Origin of the sequence: Vibrio sp. JC009 (assembly GCF_029016485.1) — a bacterium.
In the GTDB taxonomy this organism is placed as follows: domain Bacteria; phylum Pseudomonadota; class Gammaproteobacteria; order Enterobacterales; family Vibrionaceae; genus Vibrio.
The window spans coordinates 1,286,041-1,304,958 of the sequence record NZ_CP092107.1 but is presented as its reverse complement, the minus strand read 5'-3'; the positions used below and the strand labels follow the sequence as shown (position 1 = coordinate 1,304,958).

Annotated in this window: 13 protein-coding genes; 4 read left to right on the top strand and 9 right to left on the bottom strand. The window is 47.7% G+C overall.

Annotation, left to right across the window (positions count from 1 at the left end; genetic code table 11):
• Positions 1-50: 50 nt before the first annotated feature.
• The 5 genes from ugpC to L3Q72_RS20705 form a co-directional block, all read right to left on the bottom strand.
• Positions 51-1,148, bottom strand: coding sequence for a sn-glycerol-3-phosphate ABC transporter ATP-binding protein UgpC (ugpC, locus tag L3Q72_RS20725; protein WP_275132451.1), 1,098 nt, complete (start codon positions 1,146-1,148; stop codon positions 51-53).
• A gap of 4 nt (positions 1,149-1,152) precedes the next feature.
• On the bottom strand, positions 1,153-2,118 hold the full coding sequence (locus tag L3Q72_RS20720) for a carbohydrate ABC transporter permease (RefSeq protein ID WP_275132450.1): 966 nt from the start codon (positions 2,116-2,118) through the stop codon (positions 1,153-1,155).
• Between the two features lie 6 nt (positions 2,119-2,124).
• Positions 2,125-2,988 carry a sugar ABC transporter permease gene (locus L3Q72_RS20715; RefSeq protein ID WP_275132449.1) on the bottom strand — a complete coding sequence of 288 codons (864 nt, stop codon included), beginning with the start codon at positions 2,986-2,988 and terminating at the stop codon, positions 2,125-2,127.
• Between the two features lie 209 nt (positions 2,989-3,197).
• Positions 3,198-4,547 carry an ABC transporter substrate-binding protein gene (locus L3Q72_RS20710; RefSeq protein WP_275132448.1) on the bottom strand — a complete coding sequence of 450 codons (1,350 nt, stop codon included), beginning with the start codon at positions 4,545-4,547 and terminating at the stop codon, positions 3,198-3,200.
• A 35-nt stretch (positions 4,548-4,582) separates the two neighbouring features.
• On the bottom strand, positions 4,583-6,280 hold the full coding sequence (locus L3Q72_RS20705) for an alpha-amylase family glycosyl hydrolase (protein ID WP_275132447.1): 1,698 nt from the start codon (positions 6,278-6,280) through the stop codon (positions 4,583-4,585).
• Positions 6,281-6,579: 299 nt separating this feature from the next.
• On the opposite strand from L3Q72_RS20705, the gene L3Q72_RS20700 reads away from it, so the two are divergent.
• Positions 6,580-7,920 carry a glycosyltransferase family 4 protein gene (locus tag L3Q72_RS20700; RefSeq protein ID WP_275132446.1) on the top strand — a complete coding sequence of 447 codons (1,341 nt, stop codon included), beginning with the start codon at positions 6,580-6,582 and terminating at the stop codon, positions 7,918-7,920.
• A 71-nt stretch (positions 7,921-7,991) separates the two neighbouring features.
• Complete coding sequence (locus tag L3Q72_RS20695; protein WP_275132445.1) at positions 7,992-9,356, top strand: phosphomannomutase CpsG; 1,365 nt, start codon at positions 7,992-7,994, stop codon at positions 9,354-9,356.
• Positions 9,357-9,362: 6 nt separating this feature from the next.
• Here the strand turns inward: L3Q72_RS20695 and L3Q72_RS20690 are convergent, their stop codons facing one another.
• Positions 9,363-10,715 (bottom strand): MATE family efflux transporter, encoded by a 1,353-nt coding sequence (locus tag L3Q72_RS20690; protein ID WP_275132444.1) that lies wholly within the window; start codon positions 10,713-10,715, stop codon positions 9,363-9,365.
• A gap of 176 nt (positions 10,716-10,891) precedes the next feature.
• A complete protein-coding gene (locus tag L3Q72_RS20685; RefSeq protein WP_275132443.1) occupies positions 10,892-11,623 on the bottom strand; it encodes a GntR family transcriptional regulator in 732 nt (243 codons plus the stop codon).
• A 247-nt stretch (positions 11,624-11,870) separates the two neighbouring features.
• On the opposite strand from L3Q72_RS20685, the gene L3Q72_RS20680 reads away from it, so the two are divergent.
• Both L3Q72_RS20680 and L3Q72_RS20675 read left to right on the top strand, forming a co-directional pair.
• Complete coding sequence (locus L3Q72_RS20680; RefSeq protein ID WP_275132442.1) at positions 11,871-13,460, top strand: PTS transporter subunit EIIC; 1,590 nt, start codon at positions 11,871-11,873, stop codon at positions 13,458-13,460.
• A 79-nt stretch (positions 13,461-13,539) separates the two neighbouring features.
• Entirely contained in the window at positions 13,540-14,865 is a 1,326-nt protein-coding gene (locus L3Q72_RS20675) for a 6-phospho-alpha-glucosidase (protein ID WP_275132441.1), read from the top strand.
• Positions 14,866-14,973: 108 nt separating this feature from the next.
• On the opposite strand, the gene L3Q72_RS20670 is transcribed toward L3Q72_RS20675, so the two are convergent.
• Both L3Q72_RS20670 and L3Q72_RS20665 read right to left on the bottom strand, forming a co-directional pair.
• On the bottom strand, positions 14,974-17,796 hold the full coding sequence (locus L3Q72_RS20670; protein WP_275132440.1) for an FAD-binding and (Fe-S)-binding domain-containing protein: 2,823 nt from the start codon (positions 17,794-17,796) through the stop codon (positions 14,974-14,976).
• A gap of 249 nt (positions 17,797-18,045) precedes the next feature.
• Positions 18,046-18,912: an EamA family transporter gene (locus tag L3Q72_RS20665; RefSeq protein ID WP_275132439.1), complete on the bottom strand. Its 867-nt coding sequence runs from the start codon at positions 18,910-18,912 to the stop codon at positions 18,046-18,048.
• Between the last annotated feature and the right edge of the window lie 6 nt (positions 18,913-18,918).

The window sequence follows — 18,918 nt, the reverse complement described above, 5'->3', positions numbered from 1 at the left end:
AAACTCCATTTTAACGTCATTCCTGCGAAGGCAGGAATGACGTTATTTACTTAAATACGCTCTTCACTCTCCACATCAAACGCCAGCACGCGGGACAGATCCACCAGCAGTTCCATCTTTTCACCGCGCTGCACTTCCGAGCGCAGGTCCAGACGTGCTTTTACGTTTTCGCCACCAAGCTGGAACAGTACCTCTTTGTCAAAGCCCATCGGCTCAACCAGATCAATCTGGATGTGGTCAAAGTTAAACGTCGTACCGCTTTCTGCAAAGAAGTTCTTATCGTTAAAGAAATCCGGACGGATACCTACCTTAACCGCCATACCTTCTTCACCCACTTCATCTTTAAAGTGAACACTGGACAGCAGATTACGCGGCAGTTTGTAGTCACCAAGCTGCAGGTAATCGTTGAACAGGCGGCCATCAAGGATGTTCATGGAAGGTGAACCAATAAAGGTAGCCACAAAGATATTGTTCGGATTCAGGAAGATCTCCATCGGAGAGCCAACCTGCTCGATAATACCGTCTCGCAGCACAACCACTTTGTCAGCCAGAGTCATCGCTTCCACCTGATCGTGGGTAACATACACGCTGGTGCGGCCAAAGTTATTGTGAATCTGAGCGATCTCAGTGCGCATGTGGTTACGCAGTTTCGCATCCAGGTTCGACAAAGGCTCATCGAAAAGGAAGCAGTCAGCGTCACGCACAATTGCGCGCCCCATGGCAACACGCTGACGCTGACCGCCTGACAAGTCTGCCGGCTTACGCTTCAGATACTCTTCCAGCTTAAGCATCTTGGAAACTTCCTGAAGACGACGCTGAATTTCCGCTTCATCCATTTTCAGACGACGCAGTGCAAACACAATGTTCTCTTCCACTGTCTTGTGCGGATAAAGTGCATAGTTCTGGAATACCATGGCGATATTACGGTGCTGAGGTTCAACATCATTTACCACGCGATCACCAATGGTGATCTCACCGGATGTTGCCTGCTCAAGGCCGGCTATCATGCGCAGAGTCGTTGACTTACCACAGCCAGATGGACCAACAAGAACAACAAACTCACCATCTTCGATATCCAGGCTGATGTTCTTAACAACCTTGGTATCACCATAGTTTTTAACGATATTTTTTAATGAAATAGAAGCCATAATATTAACCTTTCACACCGCCATCAGTTTTACCGCCATCCATATGACGCATTGCGAATAAGAAGCAGACAAAGATTGGAGCCAGGGTCAGCATAGACGCTGCCATAATTCGGTCCCAAATTGCGTTTTTCGATACAAACAGCTCTTGCAGAGCCAGCGGCAATGTATAGAACTCTTTAAATTGTTTCAGGAATACAGAAGCAAACAGGTATTCGTTCCAGCCGATAATAAAGCAGTACATAAATACCGTTGCCAGCATCGGCAGCGACAGTGGCAGTACCACCTTCCAGATCGCTTCCTTACGGGAGTAACCGTCCATCATCGCCGCCTCTTCAAGGGCAAACGGAATAGTACGGAAGTAGTTACCCAGCATGTACAGAGCTACAGGCAGCGTCTGAACGATATAGATTGCAAACAGACAGAGCACACTGCCCCACATGCTGCTTGCCAGGCCTACATTCACCGCCATCTGATACAGAGGTACCATCAGAAGTACGCCACCGACCATGTAGACAAAGAGCACTGAACGCTGCACCACCACCTGACCGCTAAAGCGCAGCCTGCTGATGGAATAGGCGCCCATCACCGCAAATATCATGGATATCAGTGCCGCACCTGCCGAAAGCCCGAAGCTGTTAAGCATAAAGCGGCCAAATGGGAATACATCTTCAGCATCGGCTGTGTATTTCGCCATAATGGCATCTTTCTTCGCCTGAGAAAGCTTAGGGTTTTGCAGTACTTTCTGAATAGCAGGCGGGATTTCGATCTCCTTCTGCTCTGTCAGCCCCAGCAGCTCTTTGTACGCATCCAGATTAATCACCTGAGGGATCAGAGACGGGTTACCCCAGTCAAACTGATGCTTTAAAGAAGTAGACAAAATCTGGGCAAATGGCAGCAGGCAGAAGCTAACCAGCAGCGTGATAGCCAGTACGAACCCAATGCGTCCTTTAATAGTTGATTTACCTAACATAATCACTTACCACTTAAGAATTTTCTTCACATAGAACCAGATCAGTACGCACAGCACGCCGAACTGGATAACAGAGGTCGCCGCAGCAAGACCCTGGTCGATAACACCGGTAAACGCCTGGTAGTAGGTAAATACTGGCAGGGTCTCTACATTTGGTGCCAACAGGAATACATCTTCAAAACGGTTCAGGTTCCAGATCAGGCGAAGTATCACAACCGTTGCCAGCACAAAGTAAATTTCCGGCAGAGTAACGTGGAAGAAGCGTCCGATCGGGCCATAGCCATCGATAGCTGCTGCTTCATACTGATCCTTGGGAATAGAAGTCAGTTTTGACAAAATCAGCAGGTAAGCGATCGGGAAGTGTTTCCACACATCAAAGATAATCACCACCCAAACCGCTGTATCCGGCTCACCAATAAGGTTGGTTCTGGTATCCAGCAGATGCAGCACATCCACCATCAGCCAGTTAAATACACCGTTCACAGGATCGAACAGGAACTGCCAGCCGAATACAACCGAGATAACCGGTGCAAAATAAGGCATCAGAATCGCGGCACTCACAAGGCCGCGACCTTTAAACGGATTTTTCATCAACAGAGCAACAGCCAGACCTAAAAGCGTGGTACCGGCAACAGTACCAATCAGATAAACGGTGGTAGTGGCAATGGATGAGTAGTAGTCAGGGTTCGAAAGCAGCTTGGCGTAGTTTTCAATCCCGATAAAAGTTTTGTCACCGTTAAGCTTTACATCAAAAAAGCTCAGGTAGACGTTAAAAACGATTGGATAGAGTATCAGAAGCCCGATAATGCCTAGTGTGGGAGCCACCAGTTTCCAACCAAACCGAGCTTCTGCTCTCTCTAATGGAGTCATGGATATTTCCTTCTTAATTTGGAGGTGCTTTGCGGACCGGTTCTCCCCCTTTTGAAGGGGGAGTTAGAGGGGGTTAAACCCACCGAAATTAATCAGTAGCTCAGAACCATTTTAGGCCTGTGGAGTTAACCCCTCCTAGCCTCCCCTTCAAAAGGGGAGGAACCAAGAGCTAAAGCGCTCCGCTTTAAGTTTTTTCAATTATTCGAGAGTTATTCAGCAATAACTTTCTGCATCTCAGTTTCTGCCCAGTCCAGAGACTTAGCTGAATCCTGATCTTCGATTACCGCGCTGTAAACCATACGTGGAATGATCTGCTTGGAGAAAATCTCACCAGATTTAGGGAACGCCTTACCATCAACAACAGAGAAGTTTTTGATGTTGTCGAAGCCCGCGATGATTTCCTTGATAGACTCTTTACCGTAACGGTTAAAGATACCCTTAGGATCGTTCAGGAACTCTTCATCTTCAGCGATATCACGCAGCATTGGCAGGTGACCGCCAGGTGCCATATGAGAGTATGCCACCACCTGATCTTTCTCATTCAGATACTCGATAAACGCCTTAGTAGCTTCCACTTCGTCTTTGTTGTCGTTCTTCATGATAGAGAAACCAACAAGCGTACCGAAGGTAGAAGGTGACGTCTTAGTGATAGTGGTTGCCAGACGGGTATTTTTCGCCAGATTCGGATCAAATGCCGCGCCTTTCAGATCTTTAAAGTTCTCGCTGTTCAGAGAGTTAGCTGCCGCTTCTGCAAGTGCGATGTCATCCATGATGTAGGTGGAGTAGAAGAACATCGCCAGCTTGCCCTGCAGGTAGTAGTCACGTGCACGCCAGGTTTGTGGGCCCGGTGGTGTAAACTCAGAAAGATTTTTATAGAAGTCCAGAGTTTCTTTCTGTGCTTTTGAGTTAAATACCAGCTCACCGTCTTTGTTAAACTGAGCAGCATCGTTAGATAGCGCAAACTGTGTGTAAACCTGCTCAGCAAAGCTGTCTGCTTTAGTACCGATCAGGATGCCATACTGGTTTTCTTCAGGCTTATTAAAGTACTTAGCTGCTTTTTCGATGTTTTCCCAGGTTGTTGGTGGCTCAAGACCCGCGTCTTTAAACCAGTCAGCGCGGTACCAGATACCCTGAACCCAGCCACGGTAAGGAACCGCAACAAACTTATGGTTTTGTGGATCTTCAATCATCTTCAGAGCACCTTTATAGATGCGCTCTTTACCCAGTTTGTTCACTACGTCAGTGGTTGCATCCAGGTCAACAATGCCCTGTTCAGCAAACGCCAGAGACAGGTTAGAACCCACTTCAATCATATCCGGCAGAGTGTTCGCTGCCGCCGCCGCTGCAATCTGCTTAGGAATGTCGTTTTCGTCTACGCCTACAACCTTAACGTCAATGCCAGGGTTTAGTGCTTCAAACACATCCGCCATCACTTCGATTGTCTGCATACGGTCTGACTGAGTCAGAGTTGTCCAGAATTCAACCGTTGTTGCCTGTGCAACACTTGATAGAGTTAAGCCCGCCGCAGCAAGACCAAGAGTCAGAGTTTTTAGTTTCATCTTTAAGTATCCCTATAAGATTAGGATTCGTATAATTATAAGCTAAGCCACATCACCTGATATGGTTGAACGGTCAGCACGCCAGAAGCGCTCTCACCAGAAATCAGATCGCGTTGAATACCTTCCAGCAGAGTACTGCTGTCCAGCTCCACAACCTGATCAGAGATATTGATCACCACAGCTACTTTTTCGCCTCGAACGAAAGTGATCAGCTTATCTCCTGATTTCACCACACGCTGTGAAGCGCCCGGTGCAAATGCCTGTTCCTGCTTACGAATAGTCAGCAGTTGTTTGAAACGGTTCAGAACCTGTGAACGACGGGTCGCAGGGTCAGCCAGTTCAGCTTCAACCTTGCTGCGAAGCAATTTTTCACGGTTGATCGCGCGGTTGTATCCCAGCTTCTCCAGACCTTCCAAATCGTTCTCAGAGCCAAGCAGGCTATGAACATAGATACCCGGAACACCGGCCATGGAAACCAGAATAGACTGGGCTGCCATAAAGCGGTTCAGGTTAGTCTCGTCATCCGCGTCTGCATTGCGAATCGCATCAAAGTAATTAATGTTCAGCTCGTAAGGGCTCTGAGTGCCGTCACCATTATCTTTGTAAGAAACGCGGCCACCATTGGTCTGAACCACGCTAAGCAGATGGTCAACCTGTTCTTTGCTCAGAATGCCTTCCACCGGACGCACGCCGATGCCGTCATGAGATGCCAGGAAGTTAAAGAAAGTGGTCTTTTCAGTGCGTGGCTCAAGGCTATCCATCCAGTCTACGATTTTTGAGCTGTTGCCTGTCTGCAGGGTATGCAGAGTCAGAGGCGGCAGCGGGAACTGATACACAAGGTGTGCTTCGTTCTCGCCGTTACCGAAGTAACTGATGTTGTCTTTGTGAGGGACGTTGGTCTCAGTGATCAGTTTGACATGCGGAGCAACCGCATCCAGAACCGCACGCATCGCCTGTACCAGTGCGTGAGTCTGAGGCTGGTGAATACATGGGGTATCCAGCTCTTTCCACATAAAGCCGATGGCATCAAGGCGGATAAATGTCGCTCCCTGCTCTGCGTAAAACAGCAGCAGCTCAACAATCTTCTGGAACACCTGAGGGCAACGGAAGTTCAGGTCAATCTGATCTTCACTGAAAGTTGTCCAGATATGCTTAGTACCATGCGCAGTTTCAAAGGTGGTCAACAATGGCAGAGCACGGGGACGGGTAACTGAACTGTAGTCACGGTCCGGATTTGCTTCGGTAAAGAAGTCACGGTACTGCTCTTCACCTTTCAGGTAACCCTGGAACCAGTCACTGGACTGAGAAATATGGTTGATTACCCCGTCAAACATCAGGTTGTAGTCACCGGACAGCTGCTGAACGTTATCCCAGTCACCCAGATCCGGGTTGATCTTCCAGTAGTCAACCACTGAGAAACCATCATCCGAGGTATACGGGAAGCACGGCAGCAGGTGTACTGCAGATAAAATATCTTTTGCATTGTCGTTCAGAAACTCATTCAGAGTCTGAAGCGGCGCCTTGCCTTGCTCCTGAATCGAATCACCGTAGGTGATCAGCATAACGTCATTCTGATCAACCCACTGCTTTTTGCCCTCATAAGAAGGTTGCTTAGCAACCACTTCCATAAGGCTTGGGATAAGGGTACTTAGCTGTTCCGGTGAATAAACACCCGCAAGAGTCTGCTGCAGGTCCTTTGTTACACGTTCTAATCTTGTTTGTTCCAGAGCCATTTCTGTTTCCGCTTTATGATTGCCAAAACCACCAAAACCGGTTTTGAGCCAATTTAAAAATAAAGTGACACTTGTCTATACCAACTGGTCACTTTTGAATCTAAATTTAGTCTAACTCAGAAAATCGGCGCGATAACTTGCGCTAGATCGCATTTTCAAAATACACCGAAACCGGTTTTGACTTTACGTGAGAATGATCACTAATTGAGCTAAATATCATCAATTTTTCTCCCATAACAGAGGATTCTTCGGATAAATTACCTAACCAGAGAATGGCACTAACATAGGAACAGATAAAAATGAATATTCTGCTGGCACACTTCCGGGTAGGAGAAACCGATGGTGTTTCTTTAGAAATGGATAAATGGAAATGGGCACTGGAAAGCCTGGGACACAAAGTGTTCTACCTTGCGGGTAGCTCGGGCAGCTGTGACGCAGAGCTCATCCCTGAACTTCACTATTTAGAACCATTGAACGATGAGTTTATTCATAACGCCTATGTCGAACGTTCAGACTATTCTTCGGAAGCGGTTTTGCTGGAAGCCATTGATTCCCGTGCAAATGCCATTGCAGATGGAATAATTCACGTAATCCAGAAGCACGATATCGATATCATTGTCCCGAACAATATCTGGTCTCTGGGCTATCACCTTCCGGCCGCGTCTGGTCTGATGAAAGCTGTGGAAGCGACACAAACCAGAGTTATCTGCCATCACCACGACTTTCACTGGGAGAGGGTTAAGTACTCCAATCCGACTTCTGAAGGCATTTCAGAACTGCTTAACACTCTGTTCCCGCCTAAGCATCCTCTGGTCACTCACTGTGTTATCAACCGGATTGCCCTGAATGAACTGAAACAGCGTCGCGATATCGACTCGACTGTGGTTCCTAATGTGTTCGATTTTCACTGCAGTAACTGGCAGAAGGATGAATATAACAGTGATCTCAGAGAGCGCTTTGATATCAAAGAGCATGATGTCATCTTCCTGCAGGCAACCCGGATTGTGTCACGCAAGGGGATAGAGCTTGCCATCGATTTGATCGATCAGATCGCATCACAAAAAGAGCAGCTTCTGGGCAAAACCCTCTACAACGGCCAGATCTTCAGCGAAGAGAGCCAGCTGATTCTGATGTTCGCCGGTATGTGTGAAGAGCCGGAGTATCTGGAAAAGCTGGAAAGCAAAGCGCGTAAGCTCAAGGTTAAACTGCTGTTTATTAATGACCTGGTTGGCCATTCCCGCGGTGAAAAAAACGGACAGAAAGTCTACTCCCTCTGGGATGTTTACTGCCATGCAGACATTATCACCTACCCGAGCTTACTTGAAGGCTGGGGAAATCAGTTCCTTGAAGGCCTGGTTGCCAAAGTTCCTATGGCGGTGTACCGCTATCCGGTTTATGACCTGGATATTGCCGACTACAAGTTCAATATCATCGACCTTGGCAACAGCCACAATACCGATGAGCAGGGACTGGCAACCATTGAAGCTGACCAGCTGAAACGCGCCGCAGATGAAACGATCCGCTACCTTCTGGATGCGGATATGAGACAAGCCAAAGTAGAACAAAACTATCAGATTGGCGAAACACACTTCTCTTACCAGGCTCTGAAAGAGCTTCTGGCCATTATTTTTACTGACTAACGCCAAAAAGCAGATTGGTAGTAGCCATTTGGGGAGCCTGACTCCCCCTTTTTTATTAGCGGGACATAAAAATGAATCATCTCACTTGCTTTAAAGCTTACGATATCCGGGGAAAACTCGGAGAAGAACTGAATGAAGACATCGCATACCGGATTGGCCGGGCTTATGCCCAGTACCTGACCCCAAAAACAGTGGTGGTTGGCGGCGATGCCCGTGAAACTTCAGAAGCACTGAAACTGGCTGTCGCTAAAGGCTTAATGGATGGCGGCAGTAACGTTATCGATATTGGTATGACAGGAACGGAAGAGATTTACTACGCCGCTAAGTCGATGGATGTTTGCGGAGGTATTGAAATCACCGCCAGCCATAATCCCATAAACTACAACGGTATGAAACTGGTCCGCGAACAGGCAAAACCGATAAGTGGTGATACCGGGCTGAATGAAATAAAACGTCTGGCAGAGCAGAATCAGTTTAACCAGACGGAAGTCAAAGGCTCACTAAGCAAAGTATCGAATCTGCAAAGCTATACAGAACACCTGCTCAGTTATATCAGCCCGAAAAACATTACCCCGTTAAAGCTGGTTGTCAATGCGGGCAATGGCGCTGCCGGTCATGTGATTGATGCACTTGAAAAGCAATTTGAGCAACTGAATGTCCCGGTTGAGTTTATCAAGATCCACCATAATCCGGATCCTACCTTCCCGAACGGCATTCCAAACCCGCTGCTGCCGGAAAACCGCGCTGCGACCAGTCAGGCGGTGATTAAACACAATGCAGATATGGGCATCGCCTGGGACGGCGACTTTGACCGCTGTTTTCTGTTTGATGAAAAAGGTCAGTTTATTGAAGGCTATTACATCGTAGGGCTGCTGGCTGACGCTTTTCTGCAAAAAGATCCGGGTGCTAAAATAATCCATGACCCGCGTCTTACCTGGAATACCATTGATATCGTAGCAGGACGTGGCGGAACGCCTGTAATGTCTAAAACCGGTCATGCATTTATCAAGGAACGTATGCGCAGTGAAGATGCCGTGTATGGCGGAGAGATGAGTGCGCACCACTATTTCCGTGACTTTGCCTACTGTGACAGCGGCATGATCCCATGGCTCTTGGTCAGCGAGCTGGTTTGCCTTAAACAGCAACCTCTTTCTGCTTTGATAAAAGACCGTATTCAGGCCTACCCTTCTTCAGGAGAGATCAATACAACACTGAAAAGGCCACAAACCGCAATCAAAAGAGTATTTGCCACTTTTTCCAGCGAGGCAATAAACATTGACCGCACCGACGGCCTGAGCATGGAGTTTGATAACTGGCGCTTTAACCTGCGCAGCTCCAACACAGAACCGGTTGTGCGCCTTAATGTTGAAAGCCGGGCAGACCCGGCTTTAGTGGAGGAAAAGACAGCTGAAATAATAAATCTGTTGCGGATGTGATTCCTGCTATGCCTTTACAAGCCCGTCACTTGGCTGGGCTTCAGGCTCCAGGTGCCTCTTCAGCATCCACCAGGCATTCAGGCCGGCGAGCAGGTTGGCGACGGTTGCTGCAACAATGGTCGTTGTCACGCTTCCGTCCTGAGTACCCAGCCATATAGCCGGAATATAAAAGACAAAGAGACGAATAAAGGAAATGAGCGTTGCGCGTTTAGGCAATCCTAATGCATTAAATGTTGAAACCACCACCATACACAGCCCCAGCGGACCGTAGCTGAAAGGGATGATAAGCAAGGCAAATGCCATCCAGGCATTTAACTCAGGAACATCACTCAACAATGGCACAAACTGATCTGAGCCTAATGCAACGATAAGGGCAATCGTAAAGTGAAAACCAAGCAGAAATTTTGCTGTGGTGCTAAGCAAGTCAGAAATCTTCCCGACATTTCCCTCTCCTAGATACCGCCCGACAATCGGCGGAATCGACATGGTCAGCGACAGAGACAGCACCAGAATAAAGGTCTCAATTCTGGTCATCAGGCTCCAGAATGCAATGGCATCGGTGCCAAGGCCGGATATCAGAAACATGCCTAATACTGCGCTAACCGAAGGTAAAATCTGGTTGATTGTGGTCACCGCCGTCATTTTCAGCAACTGAATAAAATAGCTTTGATGCACGGCTGAAAACCGGGCAACACTAAACCAGTCTTTGCCTCTGGCTTTTAACAGCAGATAGCCGGTACAAAGCAGAAACGCCGTGCAGGTTGCAATCGCAGCACCATTGATACCTAAATCCAGAGCAAAAATAAGGATCGGATCCAAAATCAGATTAATGACACTGGCCGCGACAAGGATAAAGCCAGGTGTCTTTGTATCCTCATTGGCACGGTAAACAGCAGAAATAAGATAAAGTGCAGCCCCTGAAATGGCACTCACCAGCCAGATAGGCCAGTAGTTTACAAAGATGCGTTGCAAACCGGTAATATGCTCAGGACTGGTATCCGCGGAAATAAACAGCGAGAAAACAGCCGACTTAAACAGCCATAAAAGCAGGCTGATAACAGCGATTGCCGCGATACCAAATACCACAGAGATAAACGCAGTAACATTCGCCTTCTCTTTGTTCCGGTTGCCCAGTTCACGGGAGATAATACAGGTTGCGGCTACACCTATCCCCACCTGAAAACCAATAATCACTGTATTAAATGGTAGCGTAATTCCCTGCACCGTCAGTTCATCCACACCCAGCTGACCAATAAAAATGGTATCAACCAGTTGAACCAGCATCATCGCAAACACGCCTACAGTCAGAGGCAGTGTGCGGCTTAAAATTAACTTTAACGTTGCCGGGAGAACAAGCATATAGATATCCAGAAGCATTTTATAAAGGAGGTTATAACAGGTTTGATTATCTCTTAACGTCTGTCATCAGATAAACACTATTATTGCCAATTCACTATTGCAGAAAATGCAACAATCGGAAAAGACCATGTAGAGGGAGAGCTGGCCCCGACAGAGAATATCAGGGCCAGAGAGTATTAGCGGTCAGTGCTCAGGGTAAAGGTGTAGTATTCCTGGTTGTAGTAAATCTTTGATACTTCGAAGGGAATATTATCTTTCAGGAAAGCCACTGAAGTCGCGTTCAATACCGGCTCATCTCTTCTGAGTCCAAGGTGATTACGCACTTCCTGATTCGGCAGCTCTGCTCTTAACTGCTTCTGGCTTCCCATAATCTCGAGTCCATGACCAGAGACGTAGAGGTATTTTGAACCATTCAGCGCTTCTTCTGTCAGATCTTCAAAGGGGTCATAAAGCATATGTGTGCTTTCATACACAAAAGGAACATCCCGGATCAAGCGCAAACGGGTCATATACCAGACCGGTGTGCCCACTTCCACTTTCAGTGCCTCGGCGACCTGCTCATCGGCCTTCTCTTTTGACAGGTGAAGTAGCTTGTTCTGAATAGGGGCATTCATAAACTCCGCCACTTCACTGGATGTCAGGTGCTTATCCAGCGGAAGAGACATTTTGAACTCAGCCCTTGGCTGGGCAACAAATGTGCCTCTTCCCCGTTGCCTTTCGACGACTCCCTGGCGAACCAGATAGTCAACGGCTTTACGGATAGTCATCCTTGAAACGCCGTATAGTTCGGTCATTTCAGGCTCTGATGGCAACATATCCCCTGGTTGCAGCTCACCTTTGGTAATTTTTTCCGTAAGCAACTGCTCTATCTGAAGATAAATTGGAATTGGGGAATGTTTGTCTATCATATTTTACTGCTCTTTCCTAAAGCCCTTGATTCTGATTCATACTAGCCTGATATAGTCATCTAGACAACTAATTGAAGCCGACCACCATTGCGCCCACATTTCTGGAGGTAAACTCAATACCAAATGTGACATTAATCACATCGCCAAATGACCTGTATAGACAACTATACACAACGGGTATTTAATGCACCACATAAAGAACATCACCAATTTAAAAAAACAAAATTGCACATGGAGTATCTCTGTTATGAAAAATTTTGGTTCTAAGTTACAAGACTTAGGAAAGGCGCTAATGATGCCGATTTCGGTTATCGCGGCTGCCGGTATTTTCCTCGGACTAGCCGCTGCGCTGCAAAACCCGAACATCACAGGCCAGGGTTTTAACCAGCTTGAAATCGTTCAGCTAGTGCTTGGTTTCATCCGTAAAGTATCTGGCTCTCTGTTTGGTAACCTGCCTCTGTTCTTTGCTGTTGCTGCTGCTATCGGTATGGCGAAAGACGAAAAGCCAACGGCTGCATTCGCCGCTATCGTTGGCTTTATTGCCATGCATGTTGGTGTTAACTACAGCCTTCTGGCTCAGGGCCTTACCCCGGCAACCACTTCTGTCGATTACCTTGTAAGTCAGGGTATGGACCGCACTGCAGCTATGATGTATGCCGCTGAATTCGGCCGTACACTGGGTATCTTTACTTATCACATGAGTGTACTTGGTGGTGTTATCGCAGGTCTGATCACTGCATACCTGCATAACCGCTTCTACACCATCACGCTGCCAACTGCGATTAACTACTTCGGTGGTCGCCGCTTTGTTCCAATCATCACGGTGATCGTGCTACCGCTTGTAGGTGTATTCCTCTCGTTCATCTGGCCAACTATCGGTTCTGCTATCGCAAGCATTGGTCAGTTTATCGGTGAAGCGGGCAGTTTCGGTACCTTCCTGTTTGCATTTACAGAGCGTCTGCTGATCCCAACCGGTCTGCACCACATTCTGAACGAAACAGTACGCTTTACTCCTATCGGTGGCGTAGCGACCGTTGACGGTGAAAGCATCGTTGGTGCACTTAGCATCTTCAACACATGGCTTGCAGATCCAGCTTCAATGAGCCTTGATACAGTTCGCGAAGCATCACGCTTCCTGGCTCAGGGCAAGATCCCGGTAATGATGTTCGCACTTCCTGGTGCAGCACTGGCGATGTACCACTGTGCACGCCCGGAACACAAAACACGTGTAAAAGCTCTGGTTCTTGCGGGTGCGCTGGCTTCATTCACAACCGGTATTACAGAGCCTCTTGAGTTCAGCTTTATCTTTGTTTCTCCGGTTCTTTATGTGTTCCACGCTGTGATGACCGGTCTGTCATTTGCTCTGGCACAAATCTTCGGCGTGATTATCGGTAACGTACAGGGCGGTGTGATTGACTTCCTGGTATTCGGTGTACTGGGTGGCTCTCAGACTTCATGGTGGTACGAGCTTCTGCTTGGCGCTTGTTACTTCCCGCTGTACTACTTTGTATTCCGCACAGTAATCCTGAAGATGAATGTGAAGACTCCGGGCCGTGAAGATGAATCACAAACAGTCACAGTAAACGTAATGCCTGCTTCTGAAAAAGCAAAAGAGATTATCGAAGGCCTTGGCGGCTCAGAAAACATCCAGCTGGTAGACAACTGCTTCACCCGTCTGCGCGTAAAAGTACTGGATATGAACAAGATTAAGGATGACTCGCTGCTGGCTACAGGTGCAACCGGCGTGAAACGGGCAACAGATGTTGACGTGCAGGTTATCTATGGCCCGCAGGTAGAAAGCATTGCCAATGATGTAAAACAGGCTCTGGCTGTATAACAAATTCCCCCTCTTATATTTAAACATCCGACCCCGGTTTAGTTCGGGGTCCATTAAAATTTCAAAGTGAGATGTAATCATGACTAAAGCATTTAATATCGTACTGGTTGGCGGCGGTTCTACCTGGACTCCTGGTCTTCTTAAAGCACTATGTAAGCGTAAAGACACCTTCCCTCTGAAGCGTCTGGTAATGTTTGATGTAAACGCAGGCCGCCAGGAAGTGATCGGCGAATACGCCAAGCTGCTGTTCTCTGAAGAGTACCCTGAGCTGGATTTCGAATACACCACGGACAAAGACGTAGCTTACAAAGATATGGATTTCGTACTTTGCCAGATGCGTACCGGCGGCTACGAGATGCGTGAAAAAGATGAGAAGATCCCTCTGGCTCACGGCGTAATCGGCCAGGAGACTTGTGGCCCTGGCGGTTTCGCTTACGGTATGCGTTCTATCGGCGATATGATCGAAATGGTGGAAGATGTTCGTGCCCGCGCTCCACAGGCATGGATCCTAAACTACACTAACCCGGCTGCTATCGTTGCAGATGCGCTGAAAAAGCGTTTCCCTCAGGACGAGAAAATCCTGAACATCTGTGACCAACCGGTTAACCTGCTTCGTTCATATGGCCGCCTTCTTGATGTAAACCCGGATGAGTTTGATCCTGTATACTTCGGCCTCAACCACTTCGGCTGGTTCACCCACCTGTACAACCAGCAGGGTGAAGATCTGGCGCCTAAGTTAAAAGCGTACATCTCTGAAAACGGCTTTATGCCGGTTGACGCTGAGCAGCGCGACCAGTCATGGCTAGACACATATGCGGCAGTAGCGGATATGCTTCGCGACTTCCCGGATTACCTGCCAAACACTTACCTGCAGTACTACCTGTACCCTGAGTACAAGCTGTCTAAACTTGACCCAGAGTACACCCGCGCAAATGAAGTAATGGATGGCCGTGAGAAGCGCGTATTCGACGAGTGTCGTCAGGCAGTTATCGATGGTACAACGAAGAACTCAACAGTAGTACACAACGATGCACACGGCGACATGATTGTTGAGGTAGCTGAATCTATTGCCTTCAACCAGAAGCGTAAGTTTGTGGTTATCCTTGAGAACAACGGCCTGGTTGCAAACCTTGATGACGATGTGATGGTAGAAGTAACAGCGGAACTTGGCTTCAACGGCCCTCGTCCATACGGCGTTGGTAAGATCCCAACATTCTACAAGGGTATGATCGAGCAGCAGTTCGCTTATGAGCGTCTGACAGTTGAAGCATGGTTTGAAGGCTCTTACACCAAAGCACTTCAGGCTCTGACTCTGAACCGTACTATTGTTGATGCGAAGAAAGCCCGTCAGGTTCTGGATGCGCTAATCGAAGCAAACAAAGAGTTCTGGCCTGAATTAAAGTAACGAGACTATCGTCATTTAGAATAAAGCTAAAATTAGCGTAATTAGGATTACCTGTAAAACAAAGCCCCCGATAAATATCGAGGGCTTTTTTGTTCTAAGAAAGGCTAATTATTTCTTACGGGTACACTTATCTATCAGATAAACAATCGACTGATAATCAATGCCGGAGTGGTGGCTAAGACCGATTTCACAGGTACGGCTTGTGGAGTAACCGCTGCTGCATCCCTCAACCTGTTCAGCCAGCGTACTTAGCGCAGACTCATTCAGCTCTGGGGTGGTAAATCCTTTGTCACCGGCGAAACCACAGCAGGTGATTTGATCCGGAATAACCACATTAGTACTGCAAGCCTTCATCACTTCAAGGATTTTCTTATCCAGACCCATGCGACGTGCAGAGCAGGTAATATGCAGCGCAACCTTGTCATCCGTCGGCTCAAATTCCAGCTTATCCATCAGGAATTCATGGACAAACTCAACCGGTTCATACAGTTTTATACGCGGATCCTGATGATCTTTCAGCTGCATGGTACACGGGCTGGTATCGCAATATACCGGGATTTCACCGTTATTACTGGCTTCTAAAAGCATTTTCATGGTTTCAGCTGCTTTCGCTTCTGCCTGGTTAAACATGCCTTTACTCTTAAACGGCATACCGCAACACTGGTCCTTCAGACCCTCAGGGTAGATAACTTCATAGCCTGCTTTGCGCAACAAGCTTTCGGTTTTATCGACAAGCGATGTTTGCTCTTCTGCTCCCCGGGCCGGGCCCATAGTACGGCTTGAACAACTTGGCAGATAAATCACTTTTAGCGGGTTATCTGATGCTGCCGTCGGCTCAGTTATTTGCTTAATCAGGTTAATTTTCGGTGCCGGTGTCGGCATTTCAGGCGTCCAGTAACCCACTGCATTTCCCGATATCTTACGCGCTGTGCGAGTTACCGCGCCCATCGCTTTACTGCCCAGAATGCCATGAGTAACATTAGCAACACCAAACGCTGCTTTTGCCGCCCCAGCAACCGTGCCAAAGTGCTCGGCTATCCACTTAGAGGTGCCTTCTTTATCAATATTACGGTCGTGACGCAGCTGCCTTACCAGGTCACCGGTATTGATCCCAACCGGACAAACCGTCGAACATAATCCGCAACCAGCACAGGTGTCGATGGCCATATAATCATATTCGTCCGCAAAGGCCTGCTGATTTTCACCATCTAAAAGCGCCAGCTCACGTTTACCGATAATGCGCTGTCTCGGGCTGAGTGTCAGGTTACGGGAAGGACACATACGCTCACAGAAACCACATTCGATACACTGGTCAACGATGTCGCTCACCGCCTTCATCGGCTTAAGGTTACTGATATGCAGCTTAGGGTTGTCGGTAATCATTACATCCGGGTTCATAATGCCCTGAGGATCGAATATCTGCTTGATCTTCAGCATGTACTCATAAGCTTCATCACCCCACTCTTTGCGTACAAACGGTGCCATATTACGGCCTGTACCGTGTTCCGCTTTAAGAGAACCGTCGTATTTATTCACCACAATGTCGCAGACATCATCAATAAAACGTTCGTAACGGTCGATCTCTTCCGGAGAGCCAAAGCCCTGAGAGAAGATAAAGTGCAGGTTTCCATCCAGTGCGTGACCGTATATTACGCCATCGTCGTAACCATATTCCTGCATAAGCTGCTGCAGATCCGACAGAGCATCGGCAAGAGTTTCAATATGGAATGCCACGTCTTCGATAAGCGCTGTGGTACCTTTTGGCCTGGTTGCACCTACTGCCGGGAAGATACCTTTACGGATATTCCAGTACGCCTGATATTCTTCAGGTTTATCCGTAAAGCTTGCCGGAACAACAAGTTCCAGATCATCGATTTCAGACAGAATAGTTTGAATATGACTCTCCAGCTCGGCCTGCTCATCTGCCTCAGCCTGAACCAGAATTGCCGTCGCGCCTTCAGGTACACCCGCAATATAATCAGGAACCCCATCCATATGCTCAACGGCTTTCATTGCGTAATAGTCGATCATTTCCGCCGCAGATACCGGAGTCTTGTTCAGTTTGAAGCGGGTAACAGCAGCACTTGCGGTACGGATATCAGGGAATACAAGGAAAGCGGAAGCCTTTAGCGGATACTTTCGGATGGTGTTGTGCGTAATTTCCGAGATAAAGCCCAGTGTACCTTCCGAACCAATTAGCAGGTGCGCGATAATATCGATCGGATCATCCCACTCAAGCAGCGAGCGAAGACCGTAACCAGTGGTATTTTTAATCTCGTACTTACGTGCAACTCTCTTGCTTAACTCAGTGTTGCTTTTCATTTTCTGAGATAGTGCACCAACTTCATCAATCATCTTCGCGTGCGTTTTTCTAAACTCTGCACGGCTGGTTTCAGAGCCGGTATCAAGCACGGTACCATCAAGGAATACGATACGTGCAGATTCCATTGCACCATAGGTATCCATCGAGTTCATGCCTGCGGCATTGTTACTCGCGATACCACCGATACTTGCAGCATCGATCGAAGCTGGCATAGGTGCCAGTTGGTAGTCAAACGGATCTAAGTAACGGTTAGCGTCTCCACCTAATACACCACACTGCATGCGGATTTTGGTTCCGTCCTCAAGGATTTCATAATCCTTCCAGTCCGGAGTAAGAGACAGAAGAATGGAATCAGTAATCGTCTGCCCGGAAAGGCTAGTGCCTGAAGCACGAAATGTTATTGGCAGGCTCATTTCTGTCGCAAGTGCCATCAGACGAATCACTTCATCTTCATTTGCGACCTGTACAATGACTTTAGGTACCAGACGGTAAAAACTGGCATCCGTACCATAAGCCAGAGCGCGTAGGTAATCAGAGACAATCCTCTCCTCGGGGATAAACTCACCAGCTTTGCTGATGAACTCTTGGTAAATATCTTTCTCTTGCATCACATTAACCTGTTTATTCTGGTTTAATTATTTTTGTTTTAACAGATTAGCAGGACACCTGGCTGACGATTAGTTAGCCTGATTGCACTTGATTGTTTCTCAAAGATTAATAATATTCTTAAGTGTTTCTTTTTGTGGTGGAAAAATGGCATTTTTAACCAGTAAAAGGCAGGTAAATAGAAAGAGGCTGGCTGCTCCATTTATAAAATAGAGATATGCGTCATGCTTTTTCCAGCCGCTTTCTCAGCTTCAGCTATAGAACAGCCCAACAGCTATAAACATTCCCGTTGCAGCCATCAGCTTTTTCTTCCATACCGACATAGGCTGATCGATCTGAGTGCGGAAGAACACGAAAGCCAGTATTACCCCGATAACACCACGCAGTGACTGCACCACATTGCCGGAAACCACCCCTGCGATATTAAACCCGAGGATCAGGAAAACAACGGCAACAAACCAGGCCAGTGCAACCCACTTGGTCTGATACACGGTTTTCAGGTTTACTTTCTGCAACTTCAGCAATGGCAGTGAGCAGACGCCAAGCGCTAGGTAGTTAATACTGATGGTCGCCAGTGACTGTTCTACCGAAGTCCCTTCAAGTAACCGATGGGAAAACTGAGTAATCGCCATATCAGACAGGCTGTAACCCACACTGGAAAACAAGACTAACATCAGAGGAGCAAGCGTTATCTGCCCGGACATAGAAGAAAAATACCAGCCAAGCGCCAGGATCAGGGAGATGGCCAGCCACTGCATCGCGCCAAAATCAGCCTGAAAAAAGAGAATAGAGATAAGAGCAAGGACAGGGATCTTCAGTGCCAGCAAAGGGGAAACAATGGAAGCATCACTGAGCCGGATTGCTTTAATCAGAGAGTACTGAGCGAGCAGATAAGGCAGGTTGATCTTAATAAAGTCCCACCACTGATCAACTGCGAGCAACTTCCAGTAGCCAAACAGCAGCGTCGGTATCAGGGCAACAAAGCCCAGCCCGACATGCACTGCCACCAGCAGCTTTACACCATCAATATTGTATCTCTGCTGGCAGCTCTGCGTCAGGGTGTAGTTAACCGCCTGAAACGTTGCTCCAAGAAAACTGGCCAGTACACCCAAAAACATCGTTCA